Genomic DNA, 17,728 nt, shown 5'->3' with positions numbered 1-17,728 from the left:
AATGGCCGGGTTCGCCCGGCCATTTTCGTATCTATTCCGCCGCCGCTTTGTCGGCGTAGCCGAGCTGAGCGTTGAGCTTTTCGACGAGATCCGCTGCAGCCTCTGGGATGTTCGTGCCGGGGCCGAACACCGCTTTCGCGCCAGCGGCGTAAAGCGCGTCGTAATCGGCGGGGGGAATGACGCCGCCGACGACGATCATGATGTCGCCGCGCCCTTCCTTGTCGAGCGCCGTCTTGAGTTCCGGCACAAGCGTCAGGTGACCCGCCGTCATCGTTGAGACGCCGACGACGTGCACGTCGTTTTCGACGGCCTGGCGAGCGGCTTCATCGGCGGTCGCAAACAGCGGCCCGATATCGACGTCGAAGCCCAAGTCCGCGAAGGCCGACGCGATAACCTTCTGTCCGCGATCGTGGCCGTCCTGGCCGAGCTTGGCGATCAGGATGCGCGGCCGGCGGCCATCGTTCTTGTCGAACGCCTCGACGAGGGTCTTCACCCGATCGACGCTCGGATTCATCGCCGCTTCCTTCTTATAGACGCCGCTGATGGCGCGAATCTCGGCTTTGTGCCGCGTGAAGACTTTTTCGAGCGCGTAGGAAATTTCACCGACCGTTGCCTTCTGGCGTGCGGCCTTGACGGCAAGGTCGAGCAGGTTTGCGTTGCCCTTCGCGCCTTCCGTCAGCGCGTTGAGGGCGGCCTGCACGTCGGACTCGTTGCGCTCTTCCCGAAGCCGTTTCAGCTTCGCGAGCTGCGCCTCGCGCACGGCCTGGTTGTCGACCTTGAGGAAGTTGATTTCCTTGTCGCCCTTGATCTGGAACTTGTTGACGCCGGTGATCGTCTGCCGCCCGGAATCGATGCGGGCCTGCGTGCGTGCGGCGGCCTCCTCGATGCGAAGCTTCGGGATTCCGGCCGCGATGGCCTTCGCCATGCCGCCTTGCTCCTCGACTTCCTCGATGTGCGACAGCGCCTTTTTCGCGAGATCGTAGGTCAGGCGTTCAACATAGTGGCTACCGCCCCACGGATCGATCGTCCGCGTCGTCCCCGATTCCTGCTGCAGCAGAAGCTGCGTGTTGCGGGCGATGCGCGCCGAGAAGTCCGTCGGCAACGCGATCGCTTCGTCAAGACCGTTCGTGTGCAGCGATTGCGTATGACCCTGCGTCGCCGCCATGGCTTCGAGGCAGGTGCGGGTGGCGTTGTTGAAGATGTCCTGCGCCGTCAGCGACCAGCCGGACGTCTGCGAATGCGTTCGGAGCGATAGGGACTTGTCGCTCTTCGGCTTGAACTCTTCCTTGATGAGCTTCGCCCAGAGCAGGCGCGCGGCGCGCATCTTGGCGATTTCCATGAAGTAGTTCATGCCGATCGCCCAGAAGAACGACAGGCGCGGCGCGAACGCGTCGATATCCAATCCGCCGGCGACGCCTGCACGCGCATATTCGATGCCGTCCGCGATCGTGTAGCCGAGTTCGAGGTCGGCCGTCGCACCGGCTTCCTGCATGTGATAGCCGGAGATCGAGATCGAGTTGAACTTCGGCATCTTCGCGCTGGTGTAGGCGAAAATATCCGAGACGATCCGCATCGAAGGCGCGGGCGGATAGATATACGTGTTGCGCACCATGAACTCTTTCAGAATGTCGTTCTGAATAGTTCCGGCGAGCTTCTCCGGCGGCACGCCCTGTTCCTCGCCCGCCACGATGAAGAGCGCGAGGATCGGCAGCACGGCGCCGTTCATCGTCATCGACACTGTCATGTCTTGCAGCGGAATGGCGTCGAACAGCACGCGCATGTCGAAGATGGAATCGATCGCGACGCCCGCCATGCCGACGTCGCCCTTGACGCGCGGATGATCGGAGTCATAGCCGCGGTGGGTCGCGAGATCGAAGGCGATCGACAGGCCCTTCTGGCCTGCCGCGATATTGCGCCGATAGAAGGCGTTTGAATCTTCCGCCGTCGAGAAGCCAGCATACTGGCGGATGGTCCACGGCTGCAGCGCGTACATCGCCGGGTAGGGGCCACGCAGGAAGGGCACGATGCCCGGCAGCGTGTCGATGAAATCAAGCTCCGCCGTGTCGGCGCCGGTGAAAACCGGTTTCACCGGAATGCCCTCGGGCGTATCCCAGACCGGCGCCTCGGGCGCGGCCGAACTCTTGCCTGCTTGGCTCGCGGCCGGCGCTTCGAAAGGCACGTCTGCAAAATTCGGAATAACAGTCATCAGGCGCGATTAATCCGGTAAAATGATATGTCGCCGCAACGGTAATGGAACGCGGCCGCAACGACAATCGCCGTGCGACATCGAATTCGTATAGGAGACGGTGATTGCGCCAAAAAATGCCTGCGTTTTCAGGCATTGGCCCGAGCCCGCCACAAACGCCCGCATGATGGGCGACCCAAGCCGAATGTCCCCAGGGGTAAGATATGCAACGCAAGGTCGCGAACGAGACCCGCCGGGACGGCGCGGCCGGTAGCGCCGCACGCCTCTGGGCGCCGCTGGCGCGTTTCATCACCTGGGAAAGCAATCTGGGCGAGCGTGCCGAGGCGAGGGGACCCGCCGCGCACTTCGCCTACGAGTTCATCCGCTTCGGCGTTAAGCAAGCCTGGGCCTGCCTCTTCGGCGCGCTGATGCTGGCGCTCCTCGTCGCGACATTCCTTTTCTATCCCAAGGGCGCCGCGCTCGCGCGCTACGATTTCCTCGTCATCGCCGCCGTGGCCATTCAAGTTCTGATGCTGGCCTTTAGGCTCGAAACGATCGAGGAAGCCAAAGTCATCCTGATTTTCCACGTCGTCGGCACGATCATGGAGATCTTCAAGACCTCGGTCGGATCATGGATCTATCCGGAGCCGAGCCTGCTGCGGATCGGCGGCGTGCCGCTGTTTACAGGCTTCATGTACGCAGCGATCGGCTCCTATATCGCGCGCTGCTGGCGACTGTTCGATTTCCGCTTCACGCGCCATCCGCCCGTGTGGGTGCTGGGACTGTTGAGCGCCGCGATCTACATTAATTTTTTCGCGCATCACTATACGTGGGACGTGCGCCCAGTTCTGTTCGCGGCCGCCTTGCTCCTGATCGGACCCTGTACGATCTACTATAAAATCTGGAAAACGCACCGGCATATGCCGCTTTTGCTTGGGCTCGTGCTGGTCGCGTTGTTCATCTGGTTCGCGGAGAATATCGGCACGTTTACCGCGGCATGGGCCTATCCGCATCAGAAGCACGGCTGGCAGATCGTCGGCATCGGCAAGCTCGGATCGTGGTTCCTGTTGATGCTGATTTCCTACACGCTGGTCGCCGCCATCAACCGGCCGCAGCCGATGCTGCCGCGCGATGATCAGGATACTGAATTTTTACCTCGATAGCCGAGCGGCAGGGCGTTTTTCACGCGATTGCGGTAGAGTGCACACGTTGAGGCGCGGGCCCGGAGCGCGACTGTCATGACGAACGCGGTTTATTTCGGTGTTTTCGGCTTTGCCGTGGCTGCGTTCAGCGGAGCGACCATGTGTCTGCCCGGCGACGAACCGACACCCGATCTTCTCGCCTCGCAAGCTCGAGATCAGGGCTTTGCCTGCAGCCAGGCGAAAAGCGCCGAGCGCGAAGTCAAAGCGTCGAGGCCGAACGAAGCAGTCTGGATCCTGAAATGCGAGAATGACACCTATCGCATGATCGTCATTCCCGACATGGCCGCCAAAATCGAAAAGCTCCAGAAGTAACGCGCTGCGGCCGGCTCTCCGCCGCCGCTCCTCGGAATCTCCCATCGCTGCCTCAACAGGGCCGCGCTGGCGGCCGGCTCTCCGAAGGAGAGTCGCCAGCGCCAATCAAAGACACCCGCGCTGGCGGCCGGCTCCCCGCAGGGGAGTCGCCAGCGCCATCAACACTGTCACCCAAGGAACAGCGGCCCCGCCTGACATCGCGCATTCTCTCCTCAAGACGACGGCCAATTGAGAGGAGAGGTCACCATGTCGTGCATCATCGCAGCGTCCGCCACAGCCGCAGTCACGACGGCGGCGACCGTCGCCCTCGCGACGCTCCCCGACGCGCAGGCTCTTCTCGCGCCGCTGCTCGACGGTAACGAATACGCGCTGTCGACCGTATCCATTCTCGCATCCGCTCCGATCCTCGCCGTCATGACGGTTCTGGCGGTGTCCGGCCGCGAATAGTTTCTTCACGCATCGTTTCCCTCCCCCGTGCCTGGGCCAGCTCTCCTCACCCCCCGAGAGCTGGCCATTTTTTTTGTGCCGCGATCACCGCGACGCGTTCCGCGAATTGTCATCGTCGCGAGAAAAACTAAGCCTTTCTCTCGCCTTGTTGAGCGGCAATTTTTGTTTCGGGAGCGGGAACCGGAAGCGCGTTTTCGCCAATCGTTGAGTTCAGATGATCGCGCGTGGCGGAGTTCGCGCAAGGACCCGTAGTCCGTTTGTATTGCGTCGGGGGATGCGTTTTGAGATTGAATGCTGTTGCGCTCGTTTTCGTCGGGCTCGCTTCTGTGACGTTTCCGATTCATGCGGAACAGAAGTACACGCCGCAAGCTCAGCCTGTGCTGGCCGGTTCTGGCATGCACTCGGCGATCAGACTTCCAGATTACGTGCCGGTGCTGAATTACGATCAGTTCCTGCTCGCGTCTCGCGGCGACAACTTCGGCAATGACGGCGAGCTTTCGTCCGCGACGCGCTCGGCGGCAGAAGCCCTGAGCGCCAAGTTCGCCGCGCCTCTGGAAGGCTCGCACGTCGCCGCTGCTCCGGACCCTCGGAGCGCCGACAGTCTTGACGTATCGTCAGACCCGAAACAGCTCATTAAAGTCGCGGAACTCCTGCAACAGCCGGATTTGACAGACCCGGCCAAGGTCGCGCGCGCTGCGATCCGTGCGGAAACGCAACGCGTGGAAATTCCGCGATCCGTCGCGCGCAATGCCGAGCGTGCCAGCCGCCGCGAGCGTGCTTCTCATTCACGCGTTGCGAGACGTGGTAACGCGCGTCAGCAGCGCAATCGCGTCGCGACGATCGAACCTCAGCAGAAATCGACAGGGATCAGCGCCACACTCGACCGGCTCGTCGGCTTCGGATCCTTCACGCCGGATCATCGCCTAACGCCCTGACGGCGATCCGGGCGAGACGTCAGGTGTTCCGTGAATGCGAAAAACCGAAGCGTAATACCCGCGTGCCAACGCATGGTAGATCGGCTCACGGCTGATAAGCCGCGAAATACCCGCTGCAAAAAGCGATGTCGCCATCAACGGGATGACCATATTCTTGTCGCTGGTCATTTCCATCACGATGACGACGGCCGTTAGCGGAGATTGAACGACACCGGCAAAATATCCAACCGTCATCAGCAACATGATTACGCGCGGATCGGCGAACGTGAAGATCGGCGTGATCATCGAGCCAATCCCCGCACCGACGGCGAGCGACGGTGAAAAGAGCCCGCCGGGAATGCCGCTTGCAGAAGACAGCAGCGTCGAACCCAGCTTCGCCAGTCCGAACCACCACGGGATGGCTTGCCCATCAATCAGCGACGCGCGTGTTTCAGCATAACCGTTCCCGGATGCATATCCGGCCGTTGCGATACTCAAGATCGCGACGAGTAAGCCGCAAAGCGCTGCAAATATGATCGGTTGCCGTTTGATGACGGCGACGATGCCGAACGGCTTGCGCAGCAGGGATACCAGCGCGACGCTGAAAAGCCCGCCGAGCACGCCGCCGAAGAGTGCGCAGATCGGAACCGCGACCCAATCCTGCATGCGCACGATGTCCGCATCGACCCGGCCGAAATAATCGTAATTGCCGAGGATCGCCCAACTGACCGCGCCGGCGATGACGACGGAACCGATGACGATGTCGTTGATGCGCCCGGCGAATGCTTTCGCCAGTTCTTCGATCGCGAAAAGAATTCCGGCGATGGGTGCGTTGAACGCTGCTGCAATTCCGGCTGCCGACCCGGCGAGAACGAAGCCGTTCCGGCGCCCGAGACCCGCGACTGTCGCCACGGCAAACATGACGGATGCACCGACTTGAACGGTCGGACCCTCGCGGCCGACCGACGCGCCCGCCGCGAGCGCCAGCGCTGTCATCACGATTTTGGCAACGGTCGTCTGCCAGCCGAGCAATGCGCGAACATGAAGCTGGTCCGAACTCTTGCGCGCCGCGATCACTTGCGGAATGCCGCTGCCGGCCGCCGCCGGAAACCAGCGCATCGTCACGTACGCCAAGACCGCGAAGCAGGCCGGGGTCATGACGAGCGGCAGCATCGGGTAGGTCGTGAGGATGTAGCTGTAAAGATCCTGCGCGCTGTTCGCGATTCCGGCGAACCCGACGGCGGCCAGGCCGACGAGCAATGCACCCGCGATGAAGACGGCGCGGCGCATCCAGACGCGGCGCGACAGGCTCACATACCGATACCGGCGCATGCTGCCGCGCAAGCGGCGTGTGCGCGACAGTCCCCGCACGCCCATCTTCGGCTTGTCGTCTGGAGTTTCGTCCGCCATCGTCGCGTCACCGCATATTTGGTTGCCGCATTCGCGATGTGGCGGACCTCATTTATCGCAAGTGCTCTTGCAGCCCTTTGAGCGTCGCGACGGCGTCGGCGCCGGCGAACAGGAACTGATCCACGCCCGCAGCCTTGAGAGCGGCTTCCGCGTCGCCCGGCCGACCGGCCATCAGAACGAGCTTCGCACCGGCCTTTTTCAAAGCCTCCGCAGTCGGCTGTGCGAGCGCCGCATTGACGGCATCGGACGAGCAGATGCACGCGGCCGTCGCACCCGATGCCTTGAAGGCGGCGGCAGCGTCTTCCGGCGTTTTATAACCGTCGCTGATCAACGCCGTGATGCCGCCCGCGGCGAGATAGTTTTTGATCCACGTCGTGCGAATGTTGTGATCGGCAATCTCGCCGAGGCTTGCCGCGAAGACCTTGAATCCGCCATGCGCATCCGCGGCATCGCGCAAGGCTTCGAACGCTTCGCCGAGACGATGCGGCTTCAGCGGCTTGACCTCGACGGCCGCCTTATTGGACTGCGCCGCCACCGCTGGCCAAGCCTCAGCATGAACGCCGTCGTCGCCGAGAAGCGGAAACGCGCTGACGCCCGTCAACTCCTGCCGCAACGTCGCGATGTCTTTCGCGCGTGCGTCCGCAGTTTTTGCGATGATGTCCTGAATGTACCCGGAGGTGAGCGCCGCGGCCATGCCGCCACGGCCTTCGATGTCCTGGAAAATGGCCCAGGCCTTTTTCGCCATGTCCTCGGTCAAATTCTCGACGTACCACGAGCCGCCGGCCGGATCGGTGACGCGGCCGAGATGGCTTTCCTCCTGGCAGACGATCTGGATGTTGCGCGCGACGCGGCGTGCGAATGCATCCGGCTTGCCGAGCGCGAACGTGAACGGCAGAACAACGATCGCATCGGCGCCGCCGAGCGCCGCGCCCGTGCACGCAATCGTCGTGCGCAGAATGTTGGTCCACGGATCGCGCTTCGCCATCATGCGATAGGACGTTGGACAATTGATCGTCACGCTTGCGGCAGCGTCGCCCGCACCGCAGGCGTCGGCGACGCGCCAGATGAGACGGCGTGCGGCGCGGAGTTTTGCGATGGTCGAGAATTCGTCGATGTCGGCTGCAAGCGACACGTTGATCTTCGGCAGCGCTTCAGCCGGCGTCAGCCCGCCTTTCTCGGCCGCGCGAAGATACGCAACGAGCGTCGAGAGCATGACGGCCAGTTCCTGCGCTTCGCTCGCACCGGCGACGTGAGCGACAACGCCGTCCGCGGTCATCGCCTGCACGCGCGGGCTTGCCGCCGTGATCTTCATCAGCGCGACGGCGCGCGCGAGCGACGTATCGAGCGACTCGGACAGGCGTCCGGTCATCGCCAGCGTACCGATCGGATCGGCGCCGAACGAACCCTGCCGCTCGGCGGCTTTGACGCCGCGCGCATCCCAGACGCCGGTCAGCGCCAGTGCCGCATCGAAGAACGCGTCGCCCGCGACGAGCACGATCGGGCAGACGTCCAACAGCACGCCGTCGAGCGCAGCGCCGAGCGCTTCTTTCGTCGCCGCGAGCCCGTTGCCGAAGCCGACTTGCAGGCCGATCGACGTCACGCCACCAGCCAGATCTTCAAGGATGGCGGTGTTCGCTGCCTTGGGATCGCTTTCGATGTGGAACGTCCGGATGTCCCAACCGCCGCTGACCGCCTTCGTGCCGCGCGTGAACGGCGCCTGCCCAGGTAGCGCCTCGGCGGCGCTCGCAAGCGCGTCGGCGCGTGTATAGAGCGGATCGATCTTCAGCCCGTCGGCCGTCCGCCGGACGAGCCGCTTCTCGAAATCGGCACCTTTGAGTGCCTTATCGACGAGCGCGCGCCATTGTTCGACCTTGGCGGCGGGAAATCCTTCCGCAAGGTGCGTTTCGTTCGTCTCGGAGGGCGAGCGGCTCATTCGATCGGGCTCCTGGAGCGCAGTGGACTAAGGTGAAAATATTCGCCCCGGTATACCCGGTCGAGAGCCCCGCGCGAGCCCGAATTTTGGCCTCCGGCGTGGCCCAATTGCCGCGCGCGCTCCGTCGCCACCTCCTATCGCGTTTGCCTCGATCCGGATGCCGTGGCATCTGGAGCCAGCTGGCCCGCGAGTCGGCGCCATTTAGGGATTGCGAGGGTCGCACATGACTGGAAAGTCCGGCACACCGGGGTCTCAATCGGCCATCGCCGATCCCCGCGACTACGTGCAGGATGGGGCCGTCCTCATCGGTGTCAGCAAGTCCGGCCACGAGCCGGCGGCCGAAACCCTCGAACTGTCGCTCGCCAACCGCCACGGCCTCGTGACAGGCGCCACCGGCACCGGCAAGACGGTAACTCTGCAGGTCCTGGCTGAGGGCTTTTCCGCCGCCGGCGTGCCGGTCTTCGCTGCCGACATCAAAGGCGATCTGTCCGGCATCGCGATGACGGGCACTCAGGCCCCGAAGCTCGTCGCGCGCGCCGCCGAAATCGGCATCAACAACTACGGCAACGCAGCGTTCCCCACGGTGTTCTGGGATATCTTCGGTGACGCTGGCCATCCCGTGCGCGCCACGGTGCAGGAAATGGGACCGCTACTCCTCTCGCGCCTGATGGAGCTGACCGAGCCGCAGGAAGGCGTCTTGAACATCGCCTTCCGCTGGGCGGCCGACGAGCGCGAAGCCGGCGATAGGAACATGACGATCCTCGATCTCAAAGATTTGCGCTCCGTCATCGATGAGATGGGCAAGCGCGCCTCGGAGATCAGAAGCAAATACGGCCACGTCGCGACGTCGACCGTCGGCGTCATCCAGCGCCGCCTTCTGGTGCTCGAAGAACAGGCCGCCGACAAATTTTTCGGCGAGCCGGCGCTCGACATCATGGATTTCATCAAGACGACGCCCGATGGGCGCGGCGTCGTCAATATTCTTGCCGCCGAGAAACTGATGGACACGCCGCGTCTCTATTCGACGTTCCTGCTCTGGCTGCTGACAGAACTGTTCGAAAAGCTGCCCGAGGTTGGCGATCTCGACAAGCCGAAGCTCGTGTTCCTGTTCGACGAGGCGCACCTTCTCTTCAACGAGGCGCCGAAGGCCGTGCTCGAACAGATCGAGCGCGTCACGCGCCTCATCCGCTCTAAGGGCGTTGGCGTTTACTACGTGACGCAGAGCCCCGCCGACGTGCCCGACCGTGTTTCGGCTCAGCTCGGCAACCGCATCCAGCACGCGCTTCGCGCCTTCACGCCGAAGGAGCAGAAGGCGATTCGCGCTGCGGCTCAGACCTTCCGCTCCAACCCCGCCATCGACACCGAACGCGCGATTCAGGAGCTTAAGGTGGGTGAGGCCCTCGTCTCTCTGCTTCACGGTAAGGGCGAGCCGTCGATGGTCGAGCGGACCCTGATCCGCCCGCCGATGTCGCGGGTGGGTCCGCTGACGCCCGAAGAGCGCGCGTCCCTCGTGGAAGCGGATAAAGCCAATTTCAGCAAGTATCGCCAAACTCTCGACCGCGAATCGGCTTACGAGCGGCTTCAGTCCCGCAATACGTTCGGCGGCCAGATCAAAGAGAAACTATCGAAATTCCCTAATATCTTCGGTTTCAAGAAATGACCTGCCAACTCTGTTGAAAGTAACAGTTGGACTCATTAGTTTTTCTTAGATTCGCGGATTTTGGGCCGCCCGCGGCGTGGGCCGAGAATTGAAGCGCCGGTTCCGGCGACGAGGAGAGCAGCACATGGGCTATTTCCGCTTCCGCAAAACATTCAGCATTTTGCCTGGCGTGCGCATCAATCTCAGCAAGACCGGCGTCAGCTCGAGCATTGGCGGCAACGGCGCGACGGTCAACGTCGGCAAGAACGGGCCGATGGTGACGCTCGGCATTCCCGGCACTGGCCTCAGCTATCGTACCCCGGTCGGTCTCGCGCTGGTGCTCATTTTGCTGGCGGTCGCAGCCATCGCGGGCCTTGCGTATCTCTTCGCTCCCGAAACGGTCCGCACGCTCCTGCACTGGTGGCAGCCGCGATGGTTCTGAGCGTTGCCGTCCTTACGGTGCTGACTGTACTGAGCTTTGCCAGCCGGAATTAGCAGCCACTTTATTCGCGCTCGCCTTGCTCGCTTGGGGCTTCGCCAAGGAAGGCGCTGCGCCGAGTTCGGGAATTCGCGCCTTCGCAGGCGCGTTGGATTGATAACGGACGCCGACCGGCGCCTGCCCCGGCGGCGATTTCAGCCAGATGTTTCGGCGGCCTTCCCGGATACCTTCCTCGTAAAGGGCTGTCTGGTACTTCGGATCGTAAATCTGGGTCGTCTTGAAGTCGAACGATGCCGGAACCGACATGAAGTTGAAGTCTGCACCCGCGTCGAGCGCGATCCGATAGATATGATACAGCTCGCCCTGGTTCTGGCTCTTGATCAGCGTCGAAATCGCCCGTGACGCGATTTGCAAGGTCGTCGCCTTGACGACTTCCTGCTCCGGCGATGCCTTGCCATTCTTGATGATGAAAAATCTGCGGATCGGCGGCTTGGGATAAAGGGAGTCGAATGCCTGCAGCGGCGCTTCCGCGGGCAGGACGAAAACCTCGCGCGTCGTGCCGCCGTCGACGTGCAGCTCGTCGTACATCTTGCCGTCCGCCTCGACCTCGATCTTGACGGGTGGGAATGCCGCCGGAATGGCAGCCGATGCCAGGATCACACTACGGAACAGCTCGATCGCGCGCGGCGATCTGCTGAGCGCGATTTCGCCCATGTTCCAGACCACGGGCCGCTGCGCGTCGAGATTCGTCGTCAGCACCATCAGGATGCGGCCGCGTCTGTACTGCGCAGCGATACGGTCGAGAAATTCGCGGTCGACGTAATGCGCGATCAGTTCCTGCAGCGGCGTCGTATCGGCGAGCGCCGGGCCGCCGAACAGCGCCGGCAGCAGTTGCGTGGTGATGACTTCGTTCTGCTTGTACTGCGTCCAGATCGCTTTCAGCTTTTCGTCTTCCGACGGTCCGAGATACGCGAACGGAGCGATGATGGCGCCGGCGCTGACACCGGTGACGATCTCAAATTCTGGACGGTCGCCGCGCTTGCTCCATCCCGCGAGAACGCCCGCGCCGAACGCTCCGTCGGAACCGCCGCCGGAAAGTGCGAGCGTTTCGATCAATGGACGACCGTCGATGCGCTTGGCGCTGCGGGCGATTGGCGGCATGTGCGCCGTGCGGCGCTTGATTTCCGCAATCGGATTTTTGGGAACTTCATCAGCCCAGAAACGCACGCCGTGCATGTTGGGGATTTCGGCTTCCAGTGCGAGCCTGGCGTCGCTGATGCCGTTACGCGGAATGGTCGCCGCGCAGCCCGTCAGGCAAAGCGAGAACGCCAACACCACGCCGACACAGAGCCTCGCCCTGTACACTGAATACCTCCGGACCCGAAAAACCCTCTAATAGCGCAAATGTTTTAAGGCACCCTCAAGGCCGGGGCAACGCGCGAGTGCCGCCGTGAGTACAACCTCTTGGCGCTGTGGCGTTCCGACGACGGTTGGAGGCTGCTTCAGTGTCCGGAGGACAAAAAGAGCGGCAAACCCCGCGTTTCGATCGCGTTTCGAGTGTACGTGTACGCCCCGGTCATGATCTCGGAGTGACGCCGCCAGTCGAGCGCGCCCATTCCGGGAGGGGTTGGGGGCACGAGAAGCCAATCGTCGGCCGTCAGGTGCCGTTCGAAATGCCCGCGATTGGCCATCAGGCTCCGCACAAGGACGGTCGCGGCCGAAGGAGCGTGCGGCGTCCTGCCGGTGCTCCGCGGATTCAAAAGCTGCCAGATCAGCTCGCGGCGCTTTGGAAGCGACGCGTAGTCGACCGGGAACTGCTGCCTGTCACCCGTGTCAAAACTCACGACGACGTTCGGCCCGCGCTTCAGACGGTGCATCGTATCGATCGGCACGTTGGCAATCACCGACCCATCGACGAGCATTCGTCCATCGTCGGTGTAAAATGGTGGCAGCAGGCCAGGGATCGCCGCGCTCGCGCGAATGGCCTGCCAAAGACTGCCCCGGCGATGAACTTCCGGTTCGTAGGCGGTCAGATCGGCCGAGACAGCGAAATACGGCTTCCACAAATCCTCGATGCGGACGGCGCCGTATTCCTTTTCGAGGTGATGATCGAAGTGCGCATGATCGAGCAGGCTGTAGCGAGGCACCGTATAGCGCGCCATCGCGCGGCCTTCGATGAACATGCGATGCACGCCTGCGTCGATGTCCAGGGGATCGGCATCCTGCGCGATCGCCGCCGCCATCGCCGCGCCGCCCGACGTTCCGCCGATGAGATCGAAACCGACGCCGGCTTCGCGAAACGCCTGGTAGATTCCAACGTGTGCCGCGCAGTACGCACCGCCGCCGCAGGCGACGAAGCCCAAGGCTTCGCCAACGATGAACCGCCAGAGGCGCGCCACGTCTTCGCTGTCGCCGAGCGCAACATGATGGTGCATGGCGGGCTCGCGGCCGACGAGCCAATGCCGCGTGCCTTGCACGATCCCCTTGCGGCGATGAACGATGGCCATTCGTCGTGAGTGCGGCGGGTGCAGCGTCAGCGCGAACGCTTCCAACGCGCCGAGCGGCACGGCGCATCCGATCGGATCATCCGATGACGCCGCGACGAGCAGCAATTCGTCGGCCTGGCGAATGCATTTCGCGCTCCACGCGGTCGGTTCGCGATCAGCGATGAAAACGACTGTAGAATAGCGGGTTTCGAGTTCGTTCAACGCCGCCGTCAGATCCTCATCGTCGCGCGGATCGCGTCCCAGCACATCGCGCAGCGTCTCGCGTGTTGCGATGACCGTGCCGGGACGTGCAGCTGCGATGCTCGCGAAATCGCGTAGGAATTGAGGATCGATTTGCACATCCGCGCATCCGACGACAGCAAGCGTTCGAGGCCGCGGGCGCGGAACATTAACGCCGATGTCGCGACGGAGATCGGCGTGCAGTCGCGTTTGCATAGCAAGACGCTCTGCGAGCGTCGCGGTGAGCGCGGCCCAGATCGCAGGCGACGCCTCGGATATCGAATTGAAGTCATCGCGCGTCAGTCGCACGACGACACCGTCGCGGATCGCTCGCACGGTCGCTGTTCGCGCGCCGCCGGTAAAAAATGCGATCTCGCCGATCGTCGATCCGTGCGTGATTTCCGCGACCGGTTCGTCATGCCCGTCGATCTCGACGGCAAATCGGCCGGATACGACGACATGCAGCGCGTCGGCGATTTCGCCTTGCCGGACGACGCAGTCTCCATGCCTCACGGATACGGGCTGCAGCCGTTCCTCGAGCGAACGCAAAACGTTCGGAGGCAAATCCCGAAACGTGGTGACGCTCGAAAGAGAGAAGGGCTTAAACGACATCGGGGCGCCGCATGGCAGACCTTTTGAGCCTTATACCATACCGGCGCCCCGGGAATCATAAGAAGCAAATGAGAACGCGAGGGGAGTTAACCCGCCAGCGCTTCGACATGCTCCCAATTCACGAGATTGTCGAACCACGCTTCGAGGTATTTCGGGCGCGCATTGCGATAATCGATGTAATAGCTGTGCTCCCAGACATCGACGCCGAGGATCGGCTTCGCGCCGTGCATTAGCGGATTCTCGCCATTGGGAGTCTTCTGAACGTTGAGTTTTCCGTCTTTGATAACAAGCCAGGCCCAGCCCGATCCGAATTGGCCTTTGCCGGCCTCGATGAAATCGCCGCGAACCTTGTCGAAACCGCCATAGCCGTCGACCAGCTTTTCAATCTTGCCGGGAAGCTTTTTACCGCCACCACCCTTCTTCATCCACTGCCAGAAGTGCAGGTGGTTCCAATGCTGGCCGACGTTGTTGATGATGCCTGCATTCTTATCGGCATACGCATTCTTGCAGATATCTTCGAGCGACTGGCCCTCGTATTTGGAGCCGGCCAAAAGCTTGTTGCCGTTATCGACGTACGCGAGGTGGTGCTTGTCGTGGTGAAATTCGAGCGTTTCGGCGGACATGAACGGCGTCAGGGCGTCGTAAGCATACGGAAGATCGGGAAGTTTCAGTGTCATGAAAGGCCACTCATCCATTGGGTTAAAGGTAGCGCGACGCAGGAAAGTAGCTTTTGAGAGGAGTCAACACAAGCTAGCGATAACGCCTGCATCCGCCCTCGGGTTCCACGGATCGAAATTTTTTCCGATCGCAGGTCCATATGGTCGTTAGTCGGTCATTTTCCAGGATTCAGGCAATAGATTTGCGCACCGCAGAGCGCCGAACGAACGCAACGCTGTTTAATTCCGATTTTAGAAATTAGATCTTATGAACCAATAAAGCTTGCCCGCATTATAAAATGCTGCGACGTAGTAATGCCGGTTCTGATGTTTAAATTGGTAAGCACCATCAATTGCCGATAATTCATCGCTGTCCCGGAAGTTCGTATAATATGTATATTGACTTTGCCGCGGGCGTATGAGTTTTCTGCGCCACTTTTCAGACTCCACCATTGGCGGTGGATTTACCAGAGGTTTTGTTTTGTGATGCGAAAGGTAAAAAAAATGGCCGCCGTCAATGTCGACAAGCTTTCACTGAAAGAGCTTATTGATCTTGATGGAAGAGTAAAAAAAGCTCTGGCAATGGCGCGCGATCGCGAGCGGATGGAGATCAAGAAGCGGGTCGCAGATCTCGCGGAGACCCACGGTTTCTCGGTTGCGGAATTGTTCGGCGGAGCCCGCGGCCGCGGACCCGGAAAAACAAAGTCAGTAGGCGTTGCAAAATACGCCAACCCGGAAAACAAACTCGACACCTGGACCGGCCGCGGACGCAAACCCAATTGGGTCGTCGAACGACTGAGGAAGGGTGCCAAGCTCGCCGACTTTGAGATCTGACCGAGCGTCGCACGAGCGGACCGCCGATCTCCCAGAAGGTCGGCGGTCGCTGCCATCACTTCTATATTATCTCTATAGAAACAAAAGCCGTCAGCCGTCTGAATATTTGCGTGCTGCGGCGAAAATTTCCAAAAAATTATCGTTTGCCGGCCACGTTGCGGCCAAGTTGACGGCCGATGCGCTGGGCGCCTGCGCGAACAGTATCTGAAGCGGACGCTAACCCTTCGCCGCGCTGACCCTCCCGAAATTAGCACTCGATCCTTGACAGTGCTATCAACCGCTTCCATATAACCAGCGCGCAGTCACGGGGCGTCGCCAGCCGGGTTCACAAGCTGGGTTCGTCCTGCATGCAACTCCCCGTCGCTGCAAGCATACATCGAATCATCAAGCCAAATCATGAGGTTAGACCCATGGCGTTCCGTCCTCTCCACGACCGCGTGGTCGTGAAACGTATTGAGGAAGAAGCAAAGACTGCAGGCGGGATCATCATCCCCGATACCGCCAAGGAAAAGCCCCAGCAGGGCGAGATCGTTGCCGTCGGTCCGGGTGCCCGTGACGAGGCTGGCAAGGTCAACGCCCTCGACGTCAAGGTCGGCGACCGCGTTCTGTTCGGCAAGTGGTCGGGCAGCGAAGTGAAGATCGACGGCGAGGACCTCCTCATCATGAAGGAGAGCGACATCCTCGGAATTCTCGAAGTGACGGCCAAGAAAAAAGCCGCCGCTTAATTTCCTTCCCCTCCGAAGCATCAGTTAAATTCAGGAGTTGCTTAGATGGCAGCTAAAGACGTCAAATTTGCTCAAGACGCACGTGAGCGCATGCTCCGTGGCGTCGACATCCTCGCCAACGCGGTGAAGGTCACCCTCGGTCCGAAGGGCCGCAACGTCGTCATCGAAAAGTCGTTCGGCGCCCCGCGCATCACGAAGGACGGCGTGACGGTCGCGAAGGAAATCGAGCTCGAAGACAAGTTCGAGAACATGGGCGCGCAGATGCTCAAAGAGGTCGCGTCGAAGACGGCCGATCTCGCAGGTGACGGCACGACGACGGCAACGGTTCTCGCTCAGGCCATCGTCCGCGAAGGCGCGAAGTCGGTTGCAGCCGGTTCCAACCCGATGGATCTGAAGCGCGGCGTCGATCTTGCCGTTCAGGCCATCATAGATGACCTCAAGACCAACTCGAAGAAGGTCACGAAGGATCAGATCGCTCAGGTTGGCACGATCTCGGCCAACGGCGACGAAGTCGTCGGCAAGAAGATCGCTGAAGCGATGGACAAGGTCGGCTCGGAAGGCGTCATCACGGTCGAGGAATCCAAGACCCTCGATTTCGAACTCGATGTCGTCGAAGGCATGCAGTTCGATCGCGGCTATCTCTCGCCGTACTTCATCACCAACGCTGACAAGATGATCGCTGAACTTGAGAGCCCCTACATTCTCATCCACGAGAAGAAGCTTTCGGGTCTGCAGGCGATGCTTCCGGTCCTCGAAGCCGTCGTCCAGTCGGGCAAGCCCCTCCTGATCATCGCTGAAGACGTCGAAGGCGAAGCGCTCGCGACGCTCGTCGTCAACAAGCTGCGCGGCGGCCTCAAGGTTGCAGCCGTCAAGGCTCCGGGCTTCGGCGATCGCCGCAAGGCCATGCTCGAGGACATCGCTGTCCTGACGGGCGGCACGGTGATCTCGGAAGATCTCGGCATCAAGCTTGAGACCGTGACGCTCGACATGCTCGGCCGCGCCAAGAAGGTGACGATCGACAAGGAGAACACCACGATCGTCGACGGTTCGGGCAAGAAGGGCGACATCGAAGCCCGCGTGAAGCAGATCAAGGCGCAGATCGAGGAAACGACCTCGGACTACGACCGCGAGAAGCTGCAGGAGCGTCTTGCGAAGCTGGCTGGCGGCGTGGCCGTCATCAAGGTCGGCGGCGCAACGGAAGTTGAAGTCAAAGAGCGCAAGGACCGCGTCGACGACGCGCTGCACGCAACCCGCGCAGCCGTTGAAGAAGGCATCGTTCCTGGCGGTGGCGTTGCACTGCTTCGCGCCGCGAAGTCGCTCGACGCCTTGAAGCCCGAGAACGACGATCAGAAGGTCGGCATCAACATCGTCCGCAAGGCGCTGCAGGCTCCGGCCCGCCAGATCGCTACGAACGCGGGTGAGGATGGTTCGGTCATCGTCGGCAAGATCCTCGAGAACTCGAAGTACGCGTACGGCTACAATGCGCAGTCGCACGAGTACGGCGATCTCTACGCCCAGGGCGTCATCGACCCGACGAAGGTCGTGCGTTGCGCGCTGCAGGACGCAGCCTCGGTTTCGGGCCTTCTGATCACGACGGAAGCCATGATCGCCGACGTGCCGAAGAAGGACGCCGGCCATTCGCACGGCGCGCCTGGCGGCGGCATGGGCGGCATGGGCGGAATGGACTTCTAATT

15 protein-coding genes are annotated in these 17,728 nt (G+C 61.6%); 9 read left to right on the top strand and 6 right to left on the bottom strand.

Going from position 1 to position 17,728, the window contains the following annotated elements; translation table 11 throughout:
• Positions 1–31 precede the first annotated feature (31 nt).
• Positions 32–2,206, bottom strand: a complete 2,175-nt coding sequence (scpA, locus tag HDEN_RS12625) for a methylmalonyl-CoA mutase (RefSeq protein ID WP_013216515.1) — start codon at positions 2,204–2,206, stop codon at positions 32–34.
• 203 nt (positions 2,207–2,409) lie between these two features.
• Between scpA and HDEN_RS12620 the strand changes: the two genes are divergently transcribed.
• The 4 genes from HDEN_RS12620 to HDEN_RS12605 all read left to right on the top strand — a co-directional run bounded on the left by HDEN_RS12620 (position 2,410) and on the right by HDEN_RS12605 (position 5,081).
• Entirely contained in the window at positions 2,410–3,348 is a 939-nt protein-coding gene (locus HDEN_RS12620; protein WP_013216514.1) for a DUF817 domain-containing protein, read from the top strand.
• Positions 3,349–3,423: 75 nt separating this feature from the next.
• Positions 3,424–3,699, top strand: a complete 276-nt coding sequence (locus HDEN_RS12615; RefSeq protein ID WP_013216513.1) for a hypothetical protein — start codon at positions 3,424–3,426, stop codon at positions 3,697–3,699.
• Between the two features lie 246 nt (positions 3,700–3,945).
• Positions 3,946–4,146, top strand: a complete 201-nt coding sequence (locus tag HDEN_RS12610; protein ID WP_013216512.1) for a hypothetical protein — start codon at positions 3,946–3,948, stop codon at positions 4,144–4,146.
• A 281-nt stretch (positions 4,147–4,427) separates the two neighbouring features.
• The gene (locus tag HDEN_RS12605; protein WP_013216511.1) at positions 4,428–5,081 is read left to right on the top strand and encodes a hypothetical protein; all 654 of its coding nucleotides are present in this window, start codon (positions 4,428–4,430) and stop codon (positions 5,079–5,081) included.
• Here the strand turns inward: HDEN_RS12605 and HDEN_RS12600 are convergent.
• Positions 5,070–6,470, bottom strand: a complete 1,401-nt coding sequence (locus HDEN_RS12600) for a chloride channel protein (RefSeq protein WP_013216510.1) — start codon at positions 6,468–6,470, stop codon at positions 5,070–5,072. The two genes, HDEN_RS12605 and HDEN_RS12600, sit on opposite strands and share 12 nt — an antisense overlap.
• A 52-nt stretch (positions 6,471–6,522) precedes the next feature.
• Positions 6,523–8,403 carry a methylmalonyl-CoA mutase family protein gene (locus HDEN_RS12595; protein WP_013216509.1) on the bottom strand — a complete coding sequence of 627 codons (1,881 nt, stop codon included), beginning with the start codon at positions 8,401–8,403 and terminating at the stop codon, positions 6,523–6,525.
• A 223-nt stretch (positions 8,404–8,626) separates the two neighbouring features.
• Between HDEN_RS12595 and HDEN_RS12590 the strand changes: the two genes are divergently transcribed.
• Positions 8,627–10,063, top strand: a complete 1,437-nt coding sequence (locus tag HDEN_RS12590) for a helicase HerA-like domain-containing protein (RefSeq protein WP_013216508.1) — start codon at positions 8,627–8,629, stop codon at positions 10,061–10,063.
• A gap of 124 nt (positions 10,064–10,187) precedes the next feature.
• Entirely contained in the window at positions 10,188–10,484 is a 297-nt protein-coding gene (locus HDEN_RS12585; RefSeq protein ID WP_013216507.1) for a DUF4236 domain-containing protein, read from the top strand.
• Between the two features lie 12 nt (positions 10,485–10,496).
• Here HDEN_RS12585 and HDEN_RS12580 read toward each other — a convergent pair whose 3' ends face one another.
• The 3 genes from HDEN_RS12580 to HDEN_RS12570 form a co-directional block, all read right to left on the bottom strand.
• A complete protein-coding gene (locus tag HDEN_RS12580; protein WP_013216506.1) occupies positions 10,497–11,846 on the bottom strand; it encodes a patatin-like phospholipase family protein in 1,350 nt (449 codons plus the stop codon).
• Between the two features lie 137 nt (positions 11,847–11,983).
• A complete protein-coding gene (locus HDEN_RS12575) occupies positions 11,984–13,819 on the bottom strand; it encodes a cyclic nucleotide-binding and patatin-like phospholipase domain-containing protein (protein ID WP_013216505.1) in 1,836 nt (611 codons plus the stop codon).
• An 86-nt stretch (positions 13,820–13,905) separates the two neighbouring features.
• Positions 13,906–14,496: a superoxide dismutase gene (locus HDEN_RS12570; RefSeq protein ID WP_013216504.1), complete on the bottom strand. Its 591-nt coding sequence runs from the start codon at positions 14,494–14,496 to the stop codon at positions 13,906–13,908.
• Between the two features lie 483 nt (positions 14,497–14,979).
• Between HDEN_RS12570 and HDEN_RS12565 the strand changes: the two genes are divergently transcribed.
• From HDEN_RS12565 to groL, 3 genes are all read left to right on the top strand, one after another.
• Positions 14,980–15,309, top strand: coding sequence for an H-NS histone family protein (locus HDEN_RS12565; RefSeq protein WP_041921657.1), 330 nt, complete (start codon positions 14,980–14,982; stop codon positions 15,307–15,309).
• Positions 15,310–15,719: 410 nt separating this feature from the next.
• The gene (gene groES / locus HDEN_RS12560; RefSeq protein ID WP_013216502.1) at positions 15,720–16,034 is read left to right on the top strand and encodes a co-chaperone GroES; all 315 of its coding nucleotides are present in this window, start codon (positions 15,720–15,722) and stop codon (positions 16,032–16,034) included.
• 45 nt (positions 16,035–16,079) lie between these two features.
• Positions 16,080–17,726 carry a chaperonin GroEL gene (gene groL, locus HDEN_RS12555; RefSeq protein ID WP_013216501.1) on the top strand — a complete coding sequence of 549 codons (1,647 nt, stop codon included), beginning with the start codon at positions 16,080–16,082 and terminating at the stop codon, positions 17,724–17,726.
• Positions 17,727–17,728: the final 2 nt, after the last annotated feature.

It is taken from the genome of Hyphomicrobium denitrificans ATCC 51888, from assembly GCF_000143145.1.
Classification (GTDB): Bacteria; Pseudomonadota; Alphaproteobacteria; order Rhizobiales; family Hyphomicrobiaceae; genus Hyphomicrobium_B; species Hyphomicrobium_B denitrificans.
The sequence above is the reverse complement of the archived record's forward strand: the minus strand, read 5'-3'. Positions and strand labels throughout refer to the sequence as shown.

What these genes read in the sequence shown, in the direction of transcription:
- scpA (WP_013216515.1), bottom strand. Translation starts at nt 2,206, where the DNA reads ATGACTGTTATTCCGAATTTTGCAGACGTGCCTTTCGAAGCGCCGGCC.
- HDEN_RS12620 (WP_013216514.1), top strand. Translation starts at nt 2,410, where the DNA reads ATGCAACGCAAGGTCGCGAACGAGACCCGCCGGGACGGCGCGGCCGGT.
- HDEN_RS12615 (WP_013216513.1), top strand. Translation starts at nt 3,424, where the DNA reads ATGACGAACGCGGTTTATTTCGGTGTTTTCGGCTTTGCCGTGGCTGCG.
- HDEN_RS12610 (WP_013216512.1), top strand. Translation starts at nt 3,946, where the DNA reads ATGTCGTGCATCATCGCAGCGTCCGCCACAGCCGCAGTCACGACGGCG.
- HDEN_RS12600 (WP_013216510.1), bottom strand. Translation starts at nt 6,470, where the DNA reads ATGGCGGACGAAACTCCAGACGACAAGCCGAAGATGGGCGTGCGGGGA.
- HDEN_RS12595 (WP_013216509.1), bottom strand. Translation starts at nt 8,403, where the DNA reads ATGAGCCGCTCGCCCTCCGAGACGAACGAAACGCACCTTGCGGAAGGA.
- HDEN_RS12590 (WP_013216508.1), top strand. Translation starts at nt 8,627, where the DNA reads ATGACTGGAAAGTCCGGCACACCGGGGTCTCAATCGGCCATCGCCGAT.
- HDEN_RS12585 (WP_013216507.1), top strand. Translation starts at nt 10,188, where the DNA reads ATGGGCTATTTCCGCTTCCGCAAAACATTCAGCATTTTGCCTGGCGTG.
- HDEN_RS12575 (WP_013216505.1), bottom strand. Translation starts at nt 13,819, where the DNA reads ATGTCGTTTAAGCCCTTCTCTCTTTCGAGCGTCACCACGTTTCGGGAT.
- HDEN_RS12570 (WP_013216504.1), bottom strand. Translation starts at nt 14,496, where the DNA reads ATGACACTGAAACTTCCCGATCTTCCGTATGCTTACGACGCCCTGACG.
- HDEN_RS12565 (WP_041921657.1), top strand. Translation starts at nt 14,980, where the DNA reads ATGGCCGCCGTCAATGTCGACAAGCTTTCACTGAAAGAGCTTATTGAT.
- groES (WP_013216502.1), top strand. Translation starts at nt 15,720, where the DNA reads ATGGCGTTCCGTCCTCTCCACGACCGCGTGGTCGTGAAACGTATTGAG.
- groL (WP_013216501.1), top strand. Translation starts at nt 16,080, where the DNA reads ATGGCAGCTAAAGACGTCAAATTTGCTCAAGACGCACGTGAGCGCATG.